The 18321-nt window shown below is 67.8% G+C and carries 18 protein-coding genes; 7 read left to right on the forward strand and 11 right to left on the reverse strand.

Features of this window, described 5'->3' with window-relative positions:
* The first annotated feature begins 378 nt into the window (after positions 1-378).
* Complete coding sequence (locus WT60_RS26510) at positions 379-795, forward strand: hypothetical protein (RefSeq protein WP_038745359.1); 417 nt, start codon at positions 379-381, stop codon at positions 793-795.
* A 454-nt stretch (positions 796-1249) separates the two neighbouring features.
* Here WT60_RS26510 and WT60_RS26515 read toward each other — a convergent pair whose 3' ends face one another.
* The gene (locus WT60_RS26515) at positions 1250-2209 is read right to left on the reverse strand and encodes a universal stress protein (protein ID WP_059581929.1); all 960 of its coding nucleotides are present in this window, start codon (positions 2207-2209) and stop codon (positions 1250-1252) included.
* A gap of 374 nt (positions 2210-2583) precedes the next feature.
* Between WT60_RS26515 and WT60_RS26520 the strand changes: the two genes are divergently transcribed.
* Positions 2584-2841 (forward strand): DUF2249 domain-containing protein, encoded by a 258-nt coding sequence (locus tag WT60_RS26520; RefSeq protein WP_038745355.1) that lies wholly within the window; start codon positions 2584-2586, stop codon positions 2839-2841.
* Between the two features lie 139 nt (positions 2842-2980).
* Entirely contained in the window at positions 2981-3601 is a 621-nt protein-coding gene (locus tag WT60_RS26525) for a hypothetical protein (protein WP_038745353.1), read from the forward strand.
* Positions 3602-3771: 170 nt separating this feature from the next.
* Here WT60_RS26525 and WT60_RS26530 read toward each other — a convergent pair whose 3' ends face one another.
* Both WT60_RS26530 and WT60_RS26535 read right to left on the reverse strand, forming a co-directional pair.
* The gene (locus tag WT60_RS26530; protein ID WP_038745351.1) at positions 3772-4659 is read right to left on the reverse strand and encodes an AEC family transporter; all 888 of its coding nucleotides are present in this window, start codon (positions 4657-4659) and stop codon (positions 3772-3774) included.
* Positions 4660-4786: 127 nt separating this feature from the next.
* Entirely contained in the window at positions 4787-5620 is an 834-nt protein-coding gene (locus WT60_RS26535) for a TauD/TfdA family dioxygenase (RefSeq protein WP_060356186.1), read from the reverse strand.
* Between the two features lie 262 nt (positions 5621-5882).
* Here WT60_RS26535 and WT60_RS34760 point away from each other — a divergent pair, with 262 nt between their 5' ends.
* A complete protein-coding gene (locus WT60_RS34760) occupies positions 5883-6053 on the forward strand; it encodes a hypothetical protein (RefSeq protein ID WP_186448659.1) in 171 nt (56 codons plus the stop codon).
* A 182-nt stretch (positions 6054-6235) separates the two neighbouring features.
* Here WT60_RS34760 and WT60_RS26540 read toward each other — a convergent pair whose 3' ends face one another.
* Together WT60_RS26540 and WT60_RS26545 are read right to left on the reverse strand one after the other, a co-directional pair.
* Complete coding sequence (locus tag WT60_RS26540; protein ID WP_038745495.1) at positions 6236-7018, reverse strand: hydroxyethylthiazole kinase; 783 nt, start codon at positions 7016-7018, stop codon at positions 6236-6238.
* Positions 7019-7250: 232 nt separating this feature from the next.
* Entirely contained in the window at positions 7251-7808 is a 558-nt protein-coding gene (locus tag WT60_RS26545) for a PadR family transcriptional regulator (protein ID WP_059581913.1), read from the reverse strand.
* A 147-nt stretch (positions 7809-7955) separates the two neighbouring features.
* Here WT60_RS26545 and WT60_RS26550 point away from each other — a divergent pair, with 147 nt between their 5' ends.
* The 3 genes from WT60_RS26550 to WT60_RS26565 all read left to right on the forward strand — a co-directional run bounded on the left by WT60_RS26550 (position 7956) and on the right by WT60_RS26565 (position 11725).
* Positions 7956-9977 (forward strand): NADPH-dependent 2,4-dienoyl-CoA reductase, encoded by a 2022-nt coding sequence (locus WT60_RS26550; RefSeq protein ID WP_059581908.1) that lies wholly within the window; start codon positions 7956-7958, stop codon positions 9975-9977.
* A 121-nt stretch (positions 9978-10098) separates the two neighbouring features.
* Complete coding sequence (locus WT60_RS26555; protein ID WP_038745345.1) at positions 10099-10539, forward strand: nuclear transport factor 2 family protein; 441 nt, start codon at positions 10099-10101, stop codon at positions 10537-10539.
* A 400-nt stretch (positions 10540-10939) separates the two neighbouring features.
* Positions 10940-11725 carry a helix-turn-helix transcriptional regulator gene (locus tag WT60_RS26565; protein ID WP_038745343.1) on the forward strand — a complete coding sequence of 262 codons (786 nt, stop codon included), beginning with the start codon at positions 10940-10942 and terminating at the stop codon, positions 11723-11725.
* On the opposite strand, the gene WT60_RS26570 is transcribed toward WT60_RS26565, so the two are convergent.
* From WT60_RS26570 to ribD, 6 genes are all read right to left on the reverse strand, one after another.
* Positions 11722-13131 carry a DUF6687 family protein gene (locus WT60_RS26570; RefSeq protein WP_060356185.1) on the reverse strand — a complete coding sequence of 470 codons (1410 nt, stop codon included), beginning with the start codon at positions 13129-13131 and terminating at the stop codon, positions 11722-11724. The two genes, WT60_RS26565 and WT60_RS26570, sit on opposite strands and share 4 nt — an antisense overlap.
* Before the next feature lie 18 nt (positions 13132-13149).
* Complete coding sequence (locus WT60_RS26575; RefSeq protein ID WP_060356184.1) at positions 13150-13641, reverse strand: DUF2165 family protein; 492 nt, start codon at positions 13639-13641, stop codon at positions 13150-13152.
* A gap of 81 nt (positions 13642-13722) precedes the next feature.
* Entirely contained in the window at positions 13723-15126 is a 1404-nt protein-coding gene (locus tag WT60_RS26580; RefSeq protein WP_038745337.1) for an MFS transporter, read from the reverse strand.
* 34 nt (positions 15127-15160) lie between these two features.
* Positions 15161-16024, reverse strand: coding sequence for a VOC family protein (locus WT60_RS26585; protein ID WP_059581897.1), 864 nt, complete (start codon positions 16022-16024; stop codon positions 15161-15163).
* Positions 16025-16026: 2 nt separating this feature from the next.
* Entirely contained in the window at positions 16027-17079 is a 1053-nt protein-coding gene (locus tag WT60_RS26590; protein WP_060356183.1) for a methyltransferase, read from the reverse strand.
* 61 nt (positions 17080-17140) lie between these two features.
* Positions 17141-18235, reverse strand: a complete 1095-nt coding sequence (ribD, locus tag WT60_RS26595; protein WP_038745332.1) for a bifunctional diaminohydroxyphosphoribosylaminopyrimidine deaminase/5-amino-6-(5-phosphoribosylamino)uracil reductase RibD — start codon at positions 18233-18235, stop codon at positions 17141-17143.
* Positions 18236-18321 lie beyond the last annotated feature (86 nt).

The following is an 18321-nucleotide window of genomic DNA, read 5'->3' on the forward strand; positions in this document are numbered from 1 at the left end:
GGCCGGTGCGTCGCGCGACATCGCGCACCGGGCTTCGACACGGCGATTCCTCTTCGCATCGACATACGTTCAAACCGTTCGATCGGCGTTCGGCGAAGGCCGGCGGGGCTGCGCGCCCGATCTGCGAACGTATCCATTCCGTCTGTAGGGGAATTCCTACGGCTGTTGCGCATAATCCTACGCTGCTCTCGTCTTTTGCTGATTTCCAATCAGGCACTTTTTATCGCACCCTTCACGGATCGAAAAATACAAAAATTGCCGCGCCTGCTTGAAGCTGTACTTGATCCGGTCTCTCGCCAGTTTCCCGAAAGACGCGAACACTCACCGCGACGGCCGGGTTCGGCCGAGCGAGCAACGCAATAGAAAGGCACGAAGTCGATGGGATTACTGCGGAGTTTTCGAGCCTGGTGCAAGCTGCGGCGCCTGCCGCCGATCAAGATCGAGACGAAAGCGGCCGAAGCGGAGAACGAGGCCGCGACGCACGCGAAATGGGCGGTCGTCATCCGCAATGCGGACGGCGCGCGCGTCGGCGAAGCGATATACGGCCTTTCGCAATTGACCGATCGGCTGTACGTGCACAGCCTCGAGATCGCGCCGTCGGAGCGCCGGCGCGGCTACGCGCTCGCGTTCCTGATGATGCTGAATCGCTATTACAAGGTGCCGATCGTGCCGATGTCCGAGATGCCGGGCGGCAGCCCGTTCTGGGTTACCGTGAGCAAGCTGCGGCCCGGCGGCCTCGCCGTGCAGTTCGAGCAAAGGAGCGACGCTGCGGACAAGCCGCCGCCGCGTGCGTAGCGGCGTCCGGAAACTGAGCGAAAGGAGCGGGCGGCGTTCGGCCGCCTTTTTTTTGTGCGACCGATTCGTCGATGCTCAATGCCGTGTCGTATCCGCGCCCGGAAGGGGATGCACGCTGGGCGGCGACGGGGCGCGTTGATTGCCGGCGCGGCGAAGGGCGTCGTTTTGTCGTATTGTCGTTTCGGAGCGGACGCGGGCGACACGAAGATGGCGCGGCCGTCACGAAGCGATCGCATTGACGAAGCGAATCGCTTCGCGGCAATCGGCGCTTGCACCTGTCGCTAGCCGGGTGCCGCAGCGCGACGCCGCTGGAGGCGGCATCGAAAGCGCAATCAAAGCGGCATCGAAAGCGCGTGTCGCCGCTCGCCACGCCGCGCCGGAATCGGCGGCGCGCCGACCCGCGCGGCCGCGAAGCGCACGGCAGCCGGTGCGCGCAGCCGGCCGTCGACGCGCCTCAGGCAGCCGGCGCGTGCACGAGCAACAGTGGAATCTGCGTGAGCCGCGCGACGCGCAGCGCGACGCTGCCGAGCAGCCAGCGCGACACGCCGCGCCTGCCGTGCGTGCCCATCACGAGCAGATCGGCGGGCCAGCGGTCGGCCTCGCGGACGATCGTGTGCGCGACGTCGTCGCTCGTCCGGTCGGTGCTGACGACCGCGATGCTCGACTGACCCGGCGCTTCGTCGAGCAACTGGCGCGCGACGGCCAGCGCCTTCTCGCTTTCCTCGACGAACGCGTCCTCGAGCACGTGGATCGGCACGAAATCGGTGAGCCGCACCGCGCGGTCGATCACGTAGATCGCGCGCAGATGCGTGTCGGGCGTCGCGAATTGCGCGCCGTAGCGCAATGCGTGCGCGGCGATCGGGCTGCCGTCGGTCGCGAACATGATGCGCTTCGGCGCATGCACGGCCGATTCGACGCCGGAGGGCACGAAAAGAATCGCGCAATCCGTCCTCGCGAGCAGCGGCTCGGATACGCTGCCGTCTACCCAACGAAGCAACCCCTGATACTGATGCGAGCCGACGACGAGCAGATCGGCATTCCAGTCGCGTGTTTCGTCGAGCAGCGCGTCGACGACGTCGCCGCCTTTCTTCGCGAGGTCGACGATCGCGGTTTCGAGCGCGACGTCGGTGCGACCGAATGTGGTCGTCGCGTCGCCGAGCACGTTCGACGCATCGTTGACGAGCTCGGTGTGCGCCGCCGCAAACTCGGACGGTGCGAACGTATGCGGCAGCGTATACGCGCGCGGCGTGTCCACGACGCTGACAAAGCGTACGGCCGCGCCCGCGGGCACCACGCGCTTCAGGTAGTCGACCGCGCGCTGCGACGCCTTCGACGCGTCGATCGCGACGAGAATGCGCCCAGGCAGCGACAGCGGAGCGGGATTTGAGGTATCGGTGGGCATCGTCGACTCCATCAATGTATTGGGCGCGCCAACTATCGGGTCATTGTGCGGCACCGGCCCCGCCATTCGTTGAGCGAAATCAATCTTTTCGAGCGCCGCGAGGCGGCGCGCGGGCGGCGGGGCCGTGCCGCGTAATCGCCGCGCATGCCGCTGCGGCGCGGCGTTTCGCCGGTAACGCGATGCCGAACCGGCCGGCTTCACACGTTTTGCTCGGATCGAAGCGCCGTTGTGCGCGCAGGGGCGCGCACATAGAATAGTTGCGCGCACAATGCATCTATTCGAATCGAACGCATCGCCGTCGAGCGGCGCGCATCGGTTGTCTTGCAATGCACCGTGCGCGCCGCCGCTTTCTCCATCCGAGCGTCATCCGATAAGGACTTCCAATCATGTCGCAGCCGCATCTCCATCTTTCCCCGACCGCGATCTATCCGTTCGACGCGCGCGGCGTCGCGAAGCGATTCCGCCATGCGGCGATCTTCGGCGCGATCGACGCGCTTCAGTCCGGCGAAACCATGCGCTTCGTCAACGATCACGATCCGCTCCCGCTCCTCGAACAGATTCGGCAGCATTATGGCGAGCGGGTCGGCATCGAGTATCGGCAGCGTGAGCCCGGCGCGATCGTGATCGATTTCATCGTTCAATGACCTATGCCGGCGGTCGCGCGGGCAGTGCGCCGGCCGTCGCGACATCCCCGCTCGCCGGCTGCGACGCACCGCGTTCGGCGCGTCGCGCGCGACAGCCGGCGAGCGGCCCGCAACAAGCGATAAGCTGATCCAGACCGTCATGCATTCATCCGACCGATTTCCCGATTTCTTCGACGCCGCGCCGCGCATCGCGTTGCGCGATCCGCTCGCCGCGTTCCTCGGTGCCGCGCACGACGGCGGCGCGATCGAGTACCGCTACGCGGACGTCGTGAAGCTGGCAGGGCATTCGTGTCCGACCGTCGCGTCCGCGTACCTGATGACGCGCGCGGCGCTCGGCGCGCTCTACGGCGGCGTGCCCGCCGAGCGCGGCGCGATTCGCGTCGCGTTGCGCGATTCGGCGACGGAAGGCGTGACGGGCGTGGTGGCGAACGTCGTCGGCCTGCTGACGGGGGCGACGTTCGATACCGGGTTCAAGGGCATCGGCGGCCGGTTCGACCGCCGCCGTCTGTTGACGTTCGGCGAACCGATGCCGGGGCAGCTTCGCTTGACGCGCGTCGATACGAATGCGAGCGTCGGCGTGTCGGCGCGGCTCGATCGCGTGCCGGGCGATCCGCGAATCGCGAATCTGCTGCCGCGCTGTCTCGCGATGACGGCGCAGCCCGAGGACGTCGCGTTGTTCCGCGAGCTCTGGCAGGCGCGCGTGCGCCGGCTGCTGCTCGAACATGCGGACGACGCCGACGTGATCGTGCTCCACCGTTGACGCGCGATGGCGGTTGCGGCGCGGCGCATCCGACGCGCGCTGCGGAACCGGCGTCGCGCTTGCATGTCGGCGTCCGGCGGACGGCGCTCGCTTGCGGCGTCGGCGAACGGATGCCGCGAGCAAGCGGCAGGCCGAAAGCGGCAAATCAAACGTCGCTCGACGAACGCCGCCTAACCGACGACCAGCTTCGTCGAAGCGAGCATCAGCGGCAGCCCGGCGAGCGCAAGCCCGGTCGACACGAGGATCATGCCGGCGATGTCCTCGGTCGGGCCGTCGTACTGCTGCGCGATCAGATGGCTCAGCACCGCGACGGGCATCGTGCAATGAACGACGAATGCGCCCGCGGCGACGCTCGGCAGCCCGAGCAGCAACGCGAGCGCGAGCTCGACGCCGAGCCCGCCCGCGACCCGCACGACCGCGAGCACCGCCACGCGGCGCAGGCCCGCGAGCCGGATGTTCGCGAGCGATGCGCCGAGCATCAGCAGCATCAGCGGCGGCGCCATGTTGCCGAGCTGCTTCACGCTCGCCGCGAGCGGCGCGGGCAGATGCAGGCCGTTCAGCGTCATGAAGAGCGCCGCGACGACTGCCCAGATCGTCGGACTGACGGCGATCGATTTCCACGAAGCCTGACCGGACAGCAACCAGACGCCGATCGTGAAATGGCCGATCTGCACGAGCGCGGAGAACGCGACCGCATACAGCAGGCCTTGCTCGCCGAAGGCGAAGAGCGCGACCGGCAGGCCGAGATTCGACGTGTTGGGCAGCATCAGCGACGGCAGGTATTGCCGCATCGGCAGCCTCAGCACGCGCAGGAAGAGCGCGCCGAGCGCCGCGAAGCACACGAGGGCGACGGCGCCCGCCGCGAACGTGTGGACGAGCACGCGCGCGGTCAGGTTCGGCCGGTCGAGCGACGACAGCAGCAGGCACGGAATGCCGATGTTCGATACGAGCGCGCTCAGGCACGCCGCGTTCATCGGAAGCTTGAGCCTGACCCACAGCAGGCCGATCAGCGAGCACGCGAAGATCGGAAAGACGACCAGCGAAAAATCGTTTTGCATTCGGACGATCCCGAAGAGACGGCGGCATGTGCCGACGATGCGGCACGCCGCGCGCCGGCCGTTGCATGATGCATTCTCGGCGGCCGGCGCGCGGCGTTCGAAACGCGAAGCGGGCGAGCGTCGGTGGTCAATCGTCGCCGAAGCCGAACACGAGCTGACGCTCGAGCGCGCCGTGACCGTCGAAATTCAGCCGCCGCATGTTGCGCCGCTGATCGGGCGGATAGCCGGTTCTTCCGTGGGTGACCGCGGTGTTGTCGCCGATCAGGATCTGCCCGGGCTCGAGCGGAAACAGCAGCACGTTGTCCGGATCGGTCAGGAAGCGCGCAAGGCTGTCGTACATGTCGGCGGCGGCGGCCGCGGGCGTCGCCGTGGCCGCGCCGTCGTTCATCCTGAACTTGATCGACCAGCCGTCGTCCTCCGCCTTGAACACGGGCGCCGTGCTCTTTTGCGTCGTGCGCTCGATCGTCGGCGCGTCGGCGCGGGCGAGCGGCGCGACGTCGCCGTAGCGATCGACGATGTGACGGTACGCGGCCTTCGCGCTCGACAGCGTCGACAGGCCGCCCTGGTGCGACGGCCTCACGCATTGCAGCGTGATGATCCGCTCGGGCGCGTCCGAAAATGCGCCGTCGGTATGCGGCAGATGCGCTTCGTGCGACGAGTCGATATGGCCGTCGACCGGTTTGAATGCGTTGATCGGCACGACGCCGTCGCCGTCCGCGCGCTTGTGCGGCGCGGCGTTGCCGAGCAGTGGCTTGAGCGCGAGCAGATTGTCCCTTTCCGACGATTCGCAGTCGAGGATCACGAAACCATAGCGATTGAAGGTCCCGACCATGTCGGAGATCTCGTCGCCGGTCATCGTGCCGGGAGAGTGGATCGGCAGCGTCACTTCGGCAAGCGGCAGCGTGCTGTCGAACGGTTGGCGTAGCGCTTGCGCGCAAAGGCTGGAAGTCTGAGTCAACATGATCGGCCCTCGGAACGTGGATTTCACACGGTTGACGCCCAAGTATTTCGGTATGCTTATCAATGGGCGCTGTCTCCTCCTATGTCTGTCTTTCTACTTTCCATCTTTTATATTACAGATCATTAACCGCGTTGCGATTTTGTTTACAAATAGACAGGTCTTTCTAATTTGGCGTCGGAAATCCGCGCGTAGAAATGATGTGGCGTGAATTTGCAGATGGAGTGCGGACAGATTTTGATTCCGCCCAGACGTTAATGTGCCGATGCCGATCGAAATTGCCTCGGTCGCGTTCGCTCTGTTCGAGCGCCCGGCGCGCCGCGAAAGCATTGGCGCAATGTCGGAATATGCAAACACGGTCGAAATTAGAAAATTCGTGCGCGAGCGCCCGCATCCATCATTCGCAATTGAAAAATCAGAATATTCGAGCGTTTAAAAAAGGAAAAATCAATGACGCGGGTTCGGCGATCGCGCCGAACGGGATCGATAACGGCTGCACATGGATGGCGGATCGATTCGCCGGCGCCCATTCCGGAAACGACGAAAACGATTTCGGCGAAGGCGCGCAAATCGGGCGCCTCTGCTCGTGCGCATCGCTTGAAACGAGGTGTCGGACGGTTATTCGGCCGGATCGAGCAGCGACAATTCGTCGACGAACCGCACGGCGAACGATGCGGTGCCGCGCGCATCCGCCGCGCGCTCCGCGGCGATCGCATAGATCGCGTGCGCCGCGCCCGCCGCGGCGAGCGGCGCACCGCGCTGCGCGAGAAGCGCCGCGATCAGCGCACCGAGCGCGCACCCGGCCCCCGTCACGCGCGTCAAGCGCGCGTCGCCGCCCGCAACGGCGAGCGTGTCGACGCCATCCGTCACGTAGTCGGTCGGCCCGCTCACCGCGACGATCGCGCCGCTGCGCCGCGCGAGATCGCCGATGAACGCGAGCGCGCTTTCGGAGCTCGCGGTCGTGTCGACGCCCTTGCCGGCCGAAGCGCCACCCGCGAGCGCGATCAGCTCGCTCGCATTGCCGCGGATCACGGTCGGCTTGAACGCGAGCAGGCCGCGAACGATCGCGTCGTAATCAGGCGCCCCCGCGCCGACCGCGACGGGGTCCAGCACCCAGCGCGTGCCGGCCTCGGCTGCGGCGCGCGCGGCCGTGCGCAGCGCGTCGGCGCCGCTGCTCATCAGCGCGGCCGTGTTGATCCACAGCGCGCCGGCGCCGGCGGCGAAGCGCGCGGACCAGTCGGCCGCCGCGCCGATCGCGGGCGCGGCCCCGACGGCGAGCAACACGTTCGCGCTCAAGTTCGCGGCGACGTAGTTCGTGAGTCCGTACACGAACGGTGCCGCGTGCTTGACGGCGGCCAGTTCGTGGCGCACGGATGGCGTGTTCCAGGAGATCGATTCCATGTCGTGGTTCCTTGTCGCGTTAGCGCTCATGCGCACGCGTGAATGCAGGTGGGCGCGGGTTGGCCGATCGGGCGCGATCGGGCACTGAAGCAAGCCCGTCCCATCGGCCATCGCGAGAAGGCGCGGCTCGCGCACTGTAGCCGCTGTGGCGCGCGCATGCGCCGATCGGCGTCAAGTGTTTGCAGAGCGACTCGCCGTGACTCGATGCGGCGGCCGGCGCGCGCCCGCGGCCTCACGCGCCGCGCCGCTTCGATTTCTCTGCGGGCATCGACAGAATGTCGAGCGCCTGTTGCATCAGCTCGATGCTCTGACTCTCCTGCATGATGCCCGCGTGCAGCACGAGATGCTGCAGGCGACGATCCTTCGTGTTCATGTCGTGCGCGAAATCGCGCGCCTCGATCTCGCGATAGAGCGCGAGCTTTTGTCGATGCAGATCGAGCCGCCGCTTGATTTCGTCGCCGAGCCCCGTCGGCCCGACGACCGCTTCCGCGCGCAGCCGGATCATCAGCTCGTCGCGCAGCGGCTTCGGATCGTCGTGTTGCGCGATCCAGCGTTTGAGCTCCTTGCGGCCCGCGGGCAGTATCCGGTACGCGCGTTTGCGCCCGCGAGCCTGCTCGACGGGCGTGGATTCGACCCAGCCTTCGTCCTCGAGCCGCGCGAGCTCGCGGTAGATCTGCTGATGCGTCGCGTGCCAGAAGTAGCCGATCGAGCGGTCGAAGCGGCGCGTCAGCTCGGAGCCTGAGCCCGGGCGTTCGGCGAGGGAGGTGAGCAGCGCGTGAGGCAGGGACATTGACGAGCGGGCGAGTGGTCGAAACCCTTGCATCTTGCCATACCGCGCAGCGTCCGCCCGTTTAGAGCGCTCACTTTATGCAACGCGTTGCAATTGAAAGGCGATGTCGATATATTTATGCAACCCGTTGCAAAAAAAGAGCGACCGATGACTTACTATCCCCACCTGACGGCTCCACTGGAGCTCGGTTTCACGTCGTTGAAGAATCGCGTATTGATGGGCTCGATGCACGTCGGGCTCGAGGAAGCGCCCAACGGCTTCGAGCGGATGGCCGCGTTCTACGCGGAGCGCGCGCGCGGCGAGGCGGGGCTCATCGTCACGGGCGGGATCGCGCCGAACGAGCGAGGCCGGATGATGCCGGGCGGCTCGATGCTCACGACGGAGGAAGAGGCCGAGCGCCACCGGATCGTCACGCGCGCGGTGCACGACGCGCACGGCAAGATCGCGATGCAGATCCTGCACTTCGGCCGTTATGCGTATCACCCGTCGCTCGTCGCGCCGAGCGCGCTGAAGGCGCCGATCAACGCGTTCACGCCGCATTCGCTGTCGGCGAGCGAGGTCGACGCGACGATCGACGATTTCGTGCGCTGCTCGGCGCTCGCGCAGTACGCGGGCTACGACGGCGTCGAGATCATGGGCTCCGAAGGCTATCTGATCAACGAATTCATCGCGGCGCGCACGAACCATCGTGACGACGAATGGGGCGGCCCATACGAAAATCGCATCCGCTTTCCGGTCGAGATCGTGCGGCGCGTGCGCGAGCGGGTCGGCGCGAATTTCATCATCATCTACCGGCTGTCGATGCTCGACCTCGTCGAAGGCGGCTCGACGCTCGACGAAGTGATCCGGCTCGCGCAGGCGGTCGAGGCGGCCGGCGCGACAATCCTGAACACCGGCATCGGCTGGCACGAGGCGCGCATCCCGACGATCGCGACGAAGGTGCCGCGCGCCGCGTATGCGTGGGTGACGAAGCGGCTCGTCGGCAAGGTCGGCATTCCGCTTGTCGCGACGAACCGGATCAACACGCCGGAAATCGCCGAGCAACTGCTCGCCGAAGGCTATTGCGACATGGTGTCGATGGCGCGGCCGTTCCTCGCCGATTCGCAATTCGTGCGCAAGGCGCGCGAGGGCCGCGCCGATGAGATCAACACCTGCATCGGCTGCAACCAGGCATGCCTCGACCACATCTTCAGCGGCAAGATCACGTCGTGCCTCGTCAACCCGCGCGCGTGCCACGAGACCGAGCTCGTGATCGCGCCCGCCGCGCAGCGCAAGCGGATCGCGGTGGTCGGCGCGGGGCCCGCGGGCCTGAGCTTCGCGGTCACGGCCGCCGAGCGCGGGCACGAGGTCGAGCTGTTCGAGGCGTCGCCGGAGATCGGCGGGCAGTTCAACGTCGCGAAGAAGGTGCCCGGCAAGGAGGAGTTCCATGAGACGCTGCGCTATTTCCGCCGGCAGATCGAGCTGCACGGGCTCACGCTGCATCTGAACACGCGCGCCGACGTCGCGCGGCTCGCGGGCGGCGGCTTCGACGAAATCGTGCTCGCCACGGGCGTCGTGCCCCGCGTGCCCGACATCGACGGCGTCGATCGCGCCAACGTGCTCGGCTATCTCGACGTGCTGCGCGACGGCAAGCCGGTCGGCGCGAACGTCGCCGTGATCGGCGCGGGCGGAATCGGCTTCGACGTCAGCGAATATCTGACGCAGACGGGCGAAAGCGCGAGCGTCGCGCCGCCGAAGTTCTACGCGGAATGGGGCATCGACGTCGGCTACGAGCAGCGCGGCGGCGTGCGGATGCCGCACGTCGACGCCGCCGCGCGCAACGTGCATCTGCTGCAGCGCAAGGCGTCGAAGGTCGGCGACGGGCTCGGCAAGACGACGGGCTGGATTCACCGGACGTCGCTGAAGTCGCGGCGCGTTGCGATGTCGTCGAGCGTGTCTTACGAGCGGATCGACGACGCAGGGCTGCACGTGACGATCGACGGCGAGCCGCAGACGCTCGCGGTGGACAGCGTCGTCGTCTGCGCGGGCCAGGAGCCGCAGCGCGAGCTGTACGACGGCCTGCGCGCGGCGGGCTGTTCGGTGCATCTGATCGGCGGCGCGCACGTCGCCGCCGAGCTCGACGCGAAACGCGCGATCCTGCAGGGCACGAGGCTCGCGGCATCGATCTGACGCGGGCGGCTCGCCGCGCCGCACGTGCCGATGCGCGTGCGGCGCGGCATCACGGCAGATCACGGCACGTCACGTCGCACGACAGTGCGACATCAACCATTGACTGACAAGGAGACGCGACATGACTTCGATTCCCGCCGGCGTGCACCCGGCCGTGCTGCCGTCACTCGAGCGCTGGCACGCGATGGTCGCCGCGCACGACATGACCCGGCTGGCCGATATCGCCGATCCGAATGCGGTGTTCCGCTCGCCGATCGCGCATTCGGCCTACGCGGGCGCGCCCGCGCTGGTGCTCGCGATCGGCACGGTCATCAACGTATTCGAGGATTTCGTCTATCACCGGCAGCTCGCGACCGACGATGGCCTGAGCGTCGTGCTCGAATTCAGCGCGCGAGTGGGCGACAAGCAGTTGAAGGGCGTCGATCTGATCCGCTTCGACGAAGCGGGCAAGATCGTCGAGTTCGAGGTGATGGTGCGGCCGGCAAGCGGCTTGCAGGCGCTCGGCGCCGAAATGGGCGCGCGAATCGGCTCTCGCCTGCCCGAGTTTAAATCGAATGTGTGAACGATAAGCGAATAAAAATAGAAATAGAGATTTTCGCTTTATAAAACACTAATAGCGCCTTCAGGCTAAATATTACGATTGCATTGCTTTAAACTTCGAAACGGGTCGCGCGGGCGTTGTGCCGCGCACGTGTGACCGCCTCTTCTCGTCGATGATCCGCGAACGAATTCGCGGATCGTTTTATTTCGAATACGCGACAGTCGTGTTTCAAGACATGGCGGAACACCGATCTTCCGATCGGATTCGCGCGTGCGCGCGTCGGCGCGCACGCGCGACGCCGTTGCGCATGCCGACATGCAGTGATCGATCAAGCAGTGGAGGAGACTGTTTCGTCCGCTCGCGCATTGGCGCGCGCGGCGAACTCGCAGGTGCGACGGAAAAAATACCAATTGGAGGCCTGATGACTTGTTTCGTTGACCAACTGAAGTTGATTTTCGATCATTATCCCGGTCTTTGGGGCTGCCAGGACAGCCAGTCGCGATTCATTCACGTCAACGATTCGTTCGCGCGAGTCGTCGGCGTGCACAATCCGCGCGAGCTCGAGAACAAATCCGCATTCGATCTGCCGTGCGGATCGTCGAATTGTGCGGACCAATTCCAGGCGCAGGACCGCGAGGTCCGCGAAACCGGCCGGGCGATCAAGGTGCTCGACATCCACCCGTATGCGTCGGACGTCTGGATGGCGTTTGTGTTCACGAAAATTCCGCTTGTCGACAGCAACAAGGAAATCGTCGGCACGATCTTCCATGCGGCGGAGGTGTCGCAGCTCGACATGGTCACGCTCGGCCGCGTGATCGGCGATTCGTACACGGGCAAGCGGGTCGGCGATCCGTTCGAGCAGGGCACCTACCGGATCGATTCGCCGAGGGACGCGCTCGCGCTGACCGAGCGCGAACGGCAGGTGCTGTTTTTTCTCGCGCGCAACAAGACGGCGAAGGATGTCGCGAACATCCTCGGCTTGTCGGCCCGGACGATCGAGCAATACGTGGAAAACCTGCGCTGCAAGTTCTCCGCGTCGAGCAAGAACGAGCTGATCGATCTGGCGTCGGGCGCCGGCTATTGCAACCGGATTCCGCAATCGTTGCTGCGCAATCAGCTATCGGTGGTGCTCGAGCGCGCCGCGCCGCAAGGGCCGGCCAGCGCGCTGGCGGCTGCCGGGCAATCCGCCGTCGTCGCGATGCTCTAGCCGAGCGCGCCGCTCGCGACGCGAGCGAGCGGCGCGTCGTCGTGCGGCTCGGCGGCGGGCGTCGGCTCCCACGCGGCGGGCGCGACCGCGAGCAGCCGCTTCAGTTCGAGCACGATCGCGTCCGCCGGAATGCCGCTCGGTCGAATGCCGTCATGGCCGAGCCTCGGCATGATGTGCTGCACGCCGTCGTACTGCCAACGGCACGCGTGCGGCTCGACCGCCTGCAGCGCGCGCGCGAAGATCGACAGATCGCGCCGCGGCCGCGGCGCCGCCGACACGCGTTCGACCCACCCCTCGTAGCGTTGATGCACGACGACGTCGCCGTGCGCGACGAGCGCGAGCGTCGACAGCGGCGTCCGGTTGTGGAAGCCGATCGGCGATAGGCCGAAATAGCGCTGCGACGCGCATCCGCGCAGCGCGTTTGCGGCGGGCAGGCGAAACACCGCGAGGTCGAGTTCCGGATGCTGCTCGAGCGCCGCGTCCGGATGATCGAGCAGAGCCTCGGTCGACGCGTGGTGCCGGTCGGCGTCGAGCCAGAGCTCGCCGGGTATCGACGGCGCGTCAAGCAGATCGCGCAGCACCGGCAGCAGCGCGCGGAAGACCCGCGCGATGCGCGTGCTTTCGTCGCGCGGCGCGCCGATGTCGCGCGTCGCGCGCGCGACGACGGCATTCAGCGCGAACGCGAGCCGCCGCGCGGTGTCCGAGCGGCCGCGCGCGAAGTCGCCGAAGCGGGCGACGTCGACGAGCAGCGCCTGATGGCGCAGCGCATGATCCGGCGCGATCAGCCCGTACACCGACGCGAGCCCGTCGAGATCGAAGTGATCGGTCGTCACGTGGCGCACGTCGATCTCGTCGAGCCTCTCGGGCACGAAGCGCAGCACGCTCTCGGTCGACAGGTTCGCCTTGTATCGCGCGGGCGTGCGGTTCGCCGGCCAGTGCGACAGCGTAAGCCGCGTCGCCGCGTTATGGGTCGCATCCGCCGAGATGTTCGGCACGTCGCGCGCGTGCTCGAACGGCAGGAACGAAAGCCGGTCGCCGGGCGTGAGCGTGACGGCCTCCGGCTGCGACGCGGGCGCGGCGTCGGCTTCGCGCGCGAGCGCGGCCGCGATGCGCGCGGCATCGGCATCGGCATCGGTTTCGGCATCGCGCAGCGCCAGCTCGCCGTGACCGCCGAAGTCGTAATGGAGCGTGCCGAGATTGCGTCGGCGCAGGTCGAACGGGTTGCCGTCGCGCGTGACGGCGCCGCCGCCGGCGATCACGTTTTGCAGATCGATGAACTGGTTTTCGCGGATCGCCACGACGCGGCCCGCGAGCAGCCGCAACTCGACGCCGTCGAGCCGGGCCGCGACGTCGTCGTCGAACCGCACGACGTGATCGCCGTCGTGGAGGGAGAGATGGGTCGTCATCGCAGTGATCCTGTCAAGTCAAGTTGTCGTACCGAGGTGGAACAGCAGATAGGCGGCGATCGACCAGACGACGAGCGCGATGTGGGTCAATTGCAGGCCTTCCTGCCGTATCCAGTAGCCGTACCACAGCCCGCCGAGCAGCAGCGCGAGCGCGCACGCGGCGAAGCCTGTCGCGCCGGCGTCGAGCCACGGCAGCGCGGGCGCATGCGGCGCGGGCGTCGCCAGGCACTGCCAGAGGCCGCCCCACATCGCGATCGCGGTGAACGCCTGCAGCAGCACGATGATCGCGAGCGCCGCGCGGTGCAGGCCGCGAGACGTCGTCGCGCGGCGCAGCAGCGGCGTGTCGACGGGCGGGTCCTGCTTCAGCAGCGCCATGCTCATCGTGCGGCCGACGGTGTTGGTCGTCGCCGCGAACGTCTGCACGTTGTTGATCGTGACGATCGTCGCCCATCCGGCGATCGCGAACGCGTGCAGGCTCTTGAATGAATCGATCTCGGTCAGCAGGCTCATCGTGCGTCGTGCTTGTCGTGTTGCGGGGATCGGCAGGGCGACGCGCGCCGCGCGCCGCGATGGCGGCGGCGCGCGCGGCGGTCATCGGGCGCGCACGCGCCGCGCGACGAGCGCGGCGAGCACGGGCGCCGCCGCGAATACCGAGAAGAGCCACGCGGCCGCCTGCTGTGCGCCCGCGAGGCCGCCCGGCTCGGAGAAGCCGGCGAGGTTCGCGACGAGGCCGGCGAGCGCGGAGCCGATCGCGGTTGCATAGAGCTGGACGGTGGTGATCGACGTCGAAGCGAGATCTTCCTGGCCAGCCGGCGCGCTCTGCAGCACCTGCGTGAGCAGATGCGGCCAGCCGACGCCGATGCCGACGCCTACCGCCGCGAGCGCCGCGCACAGCACCGCGAGGCCGGGCCCGGCGCTCAGCAGGTGCGACGGCGGCACGACGATCGCGAGCGCGACGAGCGCGAGCACGACGAGAAGCGGCCCGCCGCGCACGAGCGCCTGCGCGGTGCGCGCGCTGCGCCCCGAGCTGAACAGCGAGCCGGCCGTCCAGCCGGCCGCCATCAGCGCGGTCAGATAGCCGGCGAGCAGCGGCGGGTAGCCGTGAATGATCTGCAGGAAATACGGAACGAAGATCTCGGTGGTCATCCCGATCACGAGCAGGCTCATGCACGCGTAGATCGCGCCGAGCGGCGCGCGCACGTCGTACGCGCCCGTCGGCAGCAGCCGGATCGTCGCGCCGCGCTCGAAGCGCGCGATCAGGATGGTGATCGCGATGCCGGCCGCGACGCCCGCGACGTTCGCGACGATCTCCCTCGACAGGCTCGCGACCGACACGACGAGCACCGACACCGCGAGCAGCAGGATCTTGCCGATCGCGGGCCGCGCGGCCTGCGCGCCCGACGCCTCGCGCGCGGGCAGCTGGACGATCACGATCAGCGCGAGCACGACGGCGACGGGCACGAGCGCGACGAACGCGAGCCGCCACGTGCCCGACTGCGCGAAGATCCCGCCGATCGCGGGCCCGCACAGCGTCGCGACGCCCCACATGCCGGACACCATCGCCATCGCGCGCGACCACAGCCGCTCGTCGAACACGATGCGAATCAGCGCGTAGCTGAGCGCGAACAGGATGCCGCCGCCGAAACCCTGCGCGGCGCGGCCGACGAGCATCCACGGCATGCCGTTCGCGCCCGCGCACGCGAGCGTGCCCGCGCAGAACACGACGAGCGCGACGAGATACGCGGCGCGCGGGCCGAAACGGCTCAGCACGTTCGCGGACAGCGGCGCGCCGATGATCGAGGCAGCCATGAACAGCGTGGTGTTCCATGCGTAGTACTCGAGCCCGCCGATGTCGCGCACGACCGAAGGCAGGATCGTCGTCGCGATGTAGATGTTGATCGCGTGCAGCGCGACGCCGCCTGCGAGCGCGATCGAGCGCAAGCCGTTGCGGCCGGACAGCAGCTCTCCCCACGAAGGGGCGGTGATGGAACTCATGGACTACCTCGTCGATTGCTGGGTTGGATGGGCGTCAGGATGGCGACAGATGCTGCGAGATCAGGTGCGGATTGCTCTCGAGCATTTCGATCTCCGGAGAATAGACTTCGATTTCGAGCCCGTCGGGGTCCTGGAAGTAGAAGGCGGTGCGCACGCGGTCCGGGCCGGCGTGATAGCCGGGCGCCGGGCCGTTGCCCTTGACGATCCTGATGCCGCCGTCCGCCTCGACGAGCGCGGCGATCGTCTTCACGCCGTCCGGGTCCGAACGCACGCCGAAGTGATAGCCGGGCGGGTAGGCGACGGCGTCCGCCTGCTCGATGAAGAAATCGAAGCCGTTCAGCTCCATTACAACCTTCTTCGGACCGAGGTTGTAGCAGTAAGAGGCTCCAAAGATTCGGCGGTAGAAATCGACCGATTTGTCCAGATCGCGCGCAAGGATGTTGATGTGGTTCACGCGCAGCGCGCGCGGCTGGCCCTGCTCGGGTTCGTCGCGCAGCCGGCGCCACATCTTGATGCACGCGGTGAACGTCGCGAAGCTCGCGAGCCAGTCGCGCGCGATGTCGGACGACGCGTCGGCCGCCGTCAGCTCGAGCGCGAGCGGATAGCAGAACGCGCTCGAATGGCCTTCGCGCCAGACCGCGGGCGCTTCGCCTTCCGTGCCGGCCGGATCGATGCGGATCTGCGCGGCGGCCGCCCAGCCGGCCGTGCCGGCGCGCTCGGCGCTCGCCTCGGCCGACGCCGAGCGGGACAGCACGAACACGCCGTCGGGCGCCGCGCCGTTCGTCTCGGGCGCGCGCAGCCGGTAGCCGGCCGCCGTGCATTGCGCGGACAGCGTGCGCGTGATCCGTTCCGCGTCGGCGGGATTGACGTCGAGATTGATCAGTTCGAAGACGAGCATGGTTAGACCTCGCCGGCGGGACGTTGACCGATGAGCAGCGTGTAGCGGCCGATCGAACGCTCGCTGACCGACAGGCCGTTGTCGCGCACGACGCCGGCGATCCACGGCGTCGGATGCAGTTCGCCGTGATTCGTGTTCACCATCATGTGCAGCGAGAAATCGGCGGAGAGCGCGGGCGTCACGCGATCGCCGTTCATCGTCATCGTGAGGATCAGGAGGGCGCCGCCCGGCTTCACGAGGCCGGCCGCGTGGCCGATCACGGCGCGCGCCTCCGGATCGTCGAAGTAGTGCAGGCAATCGTTCAGCATCACGACATCGGCCGCGCCGCCCTCGAAGTTGCGCGCGTCGAGCAGGTTCTTCTCGAAGAACTCGACGCGGCCGGCCAAGCCGTGCGCCTTGACCGTCTTCTGCGCGGCGTCGCGGGTCGTCGGCAGATCCCAGATCTGGCCCGTCAGCTCCGGGTGGCGGCGCAGCACTTGCGCGAGATACGTGCCGTGGCCGCCCGCGAGATCGATCACGGTGCGCGCGCTCGCGAACACGCCCAGGCCGCTCACCACGTCGACCATCGGTTGGCTCAGGCGCACCATCGCGTCGTTGAACGCGTCGCGCGCGCGCGTGTCGTGCGCGAAGCGGCTTTCCTGCTGGAACGCGAGCGGCTTCTCGCTGCGCAGGATCTCGCCCAGGCGCGGCCAGTTGTCCCATTGCAGATGCTGATGCTCGACGATCGGGCCGATGTAGTCGGCGCTCGTGGTCGTCAAGTAGCGCGCGGTCAGCTCGGTGCTGCGGAACGCGTCGCCTTCCTTGGCGAGCAGGCCAAGCGCGACGAGCGCGTGCAACAGGATCGCGGCCTTGCCCTCGACCATGCCGAAGCTCGCCGCGACTTCGGCGGGCGTGCGGCTCGTTTGCGTGAGATCGAACAGCTTTTCGGCGACGGCGTAATGCAGGATCGCCGATTGCCGGTATTGGTCGGACAGCTTCACCAAGTCGACCACCGAAGTCAGTGCCGCCTTGTCTTCGGTCGACTCGTAGATGGTCTCGACAGCAGATGCGTTCATTGAGGTCCTCGTTCGATGTGGTGCGGGGAAAAAACGGTGCGCGACGCTGGGCGCCGCGCGGCTATTGAAGTACGGCGCGCCCGGGCGGACGCGCGAGACGGCGCAGCAGGATGCGCTGGCCGCAGCCGATCGCGAGATGCTGAAACGGCCGCAGGCCCCAGCGGTGCGCGACGTCGTCGATCGACGCGACGAGCCGCGGCGCCGGTACGGGCGCGCCGCAGCGTGACGGGTGCACGTAGAGCAGTAGCTCGTCGGCGAGATCGCCTTCGAACAGCGCGTCGCACAGTGAGAGATCGGCATCGACGAACAGCTCGTTCGCGCCCTGGGCGGCAAGACGCGCGAGCGCGTCGGGCAGGGGCAGGTCCGCTTCGGCGTCGATGCCGGCCTCGATCGATGCGCCGGCTGACGGCGCGTGGGCCTGGCGAGCGCCTTCGCGATGCAGCGCGAGCGTCGGCACGCCTTCCGCCGTCGCGGGCGCCGCGTCGAGCGCCGCGCAGTCGCACGAGCGAACGAGGTAGCGCGGCGCGGCGCCGTTCCTCGCCGCAGCGTAGGCCGGGCCTTGCGGCGCGAGCACCACCGAGCTGCGCGCGCGCCAGTGCCGGATGTCGTCGCGGGACTCCGATTCCGTCACGTCGAGCACCGTTCGGTCGATTTCGTCGAGCGGCCCGTCGATCGACAGGATCAGCTTCGCGCGCGTCCATGGCCGGCCGCGCTCGATCCGGCTGAAGAAGCCGATGTTCAGCTCGCGCGCGTAACCTTCCATCAGCCCCTGTTCGACGACGATGCCCGCGTCGGCGAGGCGCGCGGCGCCGCGCCCGGCTACCTGCTCGAACGGATCGCGCGCCGCGATGACGACGCGCGCGACGCCCGCCGCGACGAGCGCGTTCGCGCACGGCGGCGTCCTGCCGTAATGCGCGCACGGCTCGAGCGTCACGTATGCGGTCGCGCCGCGCGCGCGCTCGCCGGCCTCGCGCAGCGCGTGCACTTCCGCGTGCGGCTCGCCCGCGCGCCGATGCCAGCCGGTGCCGAGCACCTCTTCGCCGCGCGCGATCACGCAGCCGACGCGCGGATTCGGATGCGTCGTGTAAAGACCCTGTTCGGCGAGCCGCAGCGCGCGGGTCATGTGCGCACGGTCGATGTCGGAAAACGTGCTCATCGTCGGCCGTCCGTCGAGGATGCGGCGCGCGCCATTCGTGCGGGGCGGCCGCGGGCGGGCGGCATCGATGCGCGGCGCGCGCGCCG

The organism is Burkholderia sp. MSMB617WGS (assembly GCF_001532025.2).
GTDB lineage: Bacteria > Pseudomonadota > Gammaproteobacteria > Burkholderiales > Burkholderiaceae > Burkholderia > Burkholderia savannae.

Excerpts from the sequence above, each read along its gene's own strand:
- WT60_RS26510 (WP_038745359.1), top strand. The coding sequence starts at position 379 with ATGGGATTACTGCGGAGTTTTCGAGCCTGGTGCAAGCTGCGGCGCCTG.
- WT60_RS26515 (WP_059581929.1), bottom strand. The coding sequence starts at position 2,209 with ATGGAGTCGACGATGCCCACCGATACCTCAAATCCCGCTCCGCTGTCG.
- WT60_RS26520 (WP_038745355.1), top strand. The coding sequence starts at position 2,584 with ATGTCGCAGCCGCATCTCCATCTTTCCCCGACCGCGATCTATCCGTTC.
- WT60_RS26525 (WP_038745353.1), top strand. The coding sequence starts at position 2,981 with ATGCATTCATCCGACCGATTTCCCGATTTCTTCGACGCCGCGCCGCGC.
- WT60_RS26530 (WP_038745351.1), bottom strand. The coding sequence starts at position 4,659 with ATGCAAAACGATTTTTCGCTGGTCGTCTTTCCGATCTTCGCGTGCTCG.
- WT60_RS26535 (WP_060356186.1), bottom strand. The coding sequence starts at position 5,620 with ATGTTGACTCAGACTTCCAGCCTTTGCGCGCAAGCGCTACGCCAACCG.
- WT60_RS34760 (WP_186448659.1), top strand. The coding sequence starts at position 5,883 with ATGCCGATCGAAATTGCCTCGGTCGCGTTCGCTCTGTTCGAGCGCCCG.
- WT60_RS26540 (WP_038745495.1), bottom strand. The coding sequence starts at position 7,018 with ATGGAATCGATCTCCTGGAACACGCCATCCGTGCGCCACGAACTGGCC.
- WT60_RS26545 (WP_059581913.1), bottom strand. The coding sequence starts at position 7,808 with ATGTCCCTGCCTCACGCGCTGCTCACCTCCCTCGCCGAACGCCCGGGC.
- WT60_RS26550 (WP_059581908.1), top strand. The coding sequence starts at position 7,956 with ATGACTTACTATCCCCACCTGACGGCTCCACTGGAGCTCGGTTTCACG.
- WT60_RS26555 (WP_038745345.1), top strand. The coding sequence starts at position 10,099 with ATGACTTCGATTCCCGCCGGCGTGCACCCGGCCGTGCTGCCGTCACTC.
- WT60_RS26565 (WP_038745343.1), top strand. The coding sequence starts at position 10,940 with ATGACTTGTTTCGTTGACCAACTGAAGTTGATTTTCGATCATTATCCC.
- WT60_RS26570 (WP_060356185.1), bottom strand. The coding sequence starts at position 13,131 with ATGACGACCCATCTCTCCCTCCACGACGGCGATCACGTCGTGCGGTTC.
- WT60_RS26575 (WP_060356184.1), bottom strand. The coding sequence starts at position 13,641 with ATGAGCCTGCTGACCGAGATCGATTCATTCAAGAGCCTGCACGCGTTC.
- WT60_RS26580 (WP_038745337.1), bottom strand. The coding sequence starts at position 15,126 with ATGAGTTCCATCACCGCCCCTTCGTGGGGAGAGCTGCTGTCCGGCCGC.
- WT60_RS26585 (WP_059581897.1), bottom strand. The coding sequence starts at position 16,024 with ATGCTCGTCTTCGAACTGATCAATCTCGACGTCAATCCCGCCGACGCG.
- WT60_RS26590 (WP_060356183.1), bottom strand. The coding sequence starts at position 17,079 with ATGAACGCATCTGCTGTCGAGACCATCTACGAGTCGACCGAAGACAAG.
- ribD (WP_038745332.1), bottom strand. The coding sequence starts at position 18,235 with ATGAGCACGTTTTCCGACATCGACCGTGCGCACATGACCCGCGCGCTG.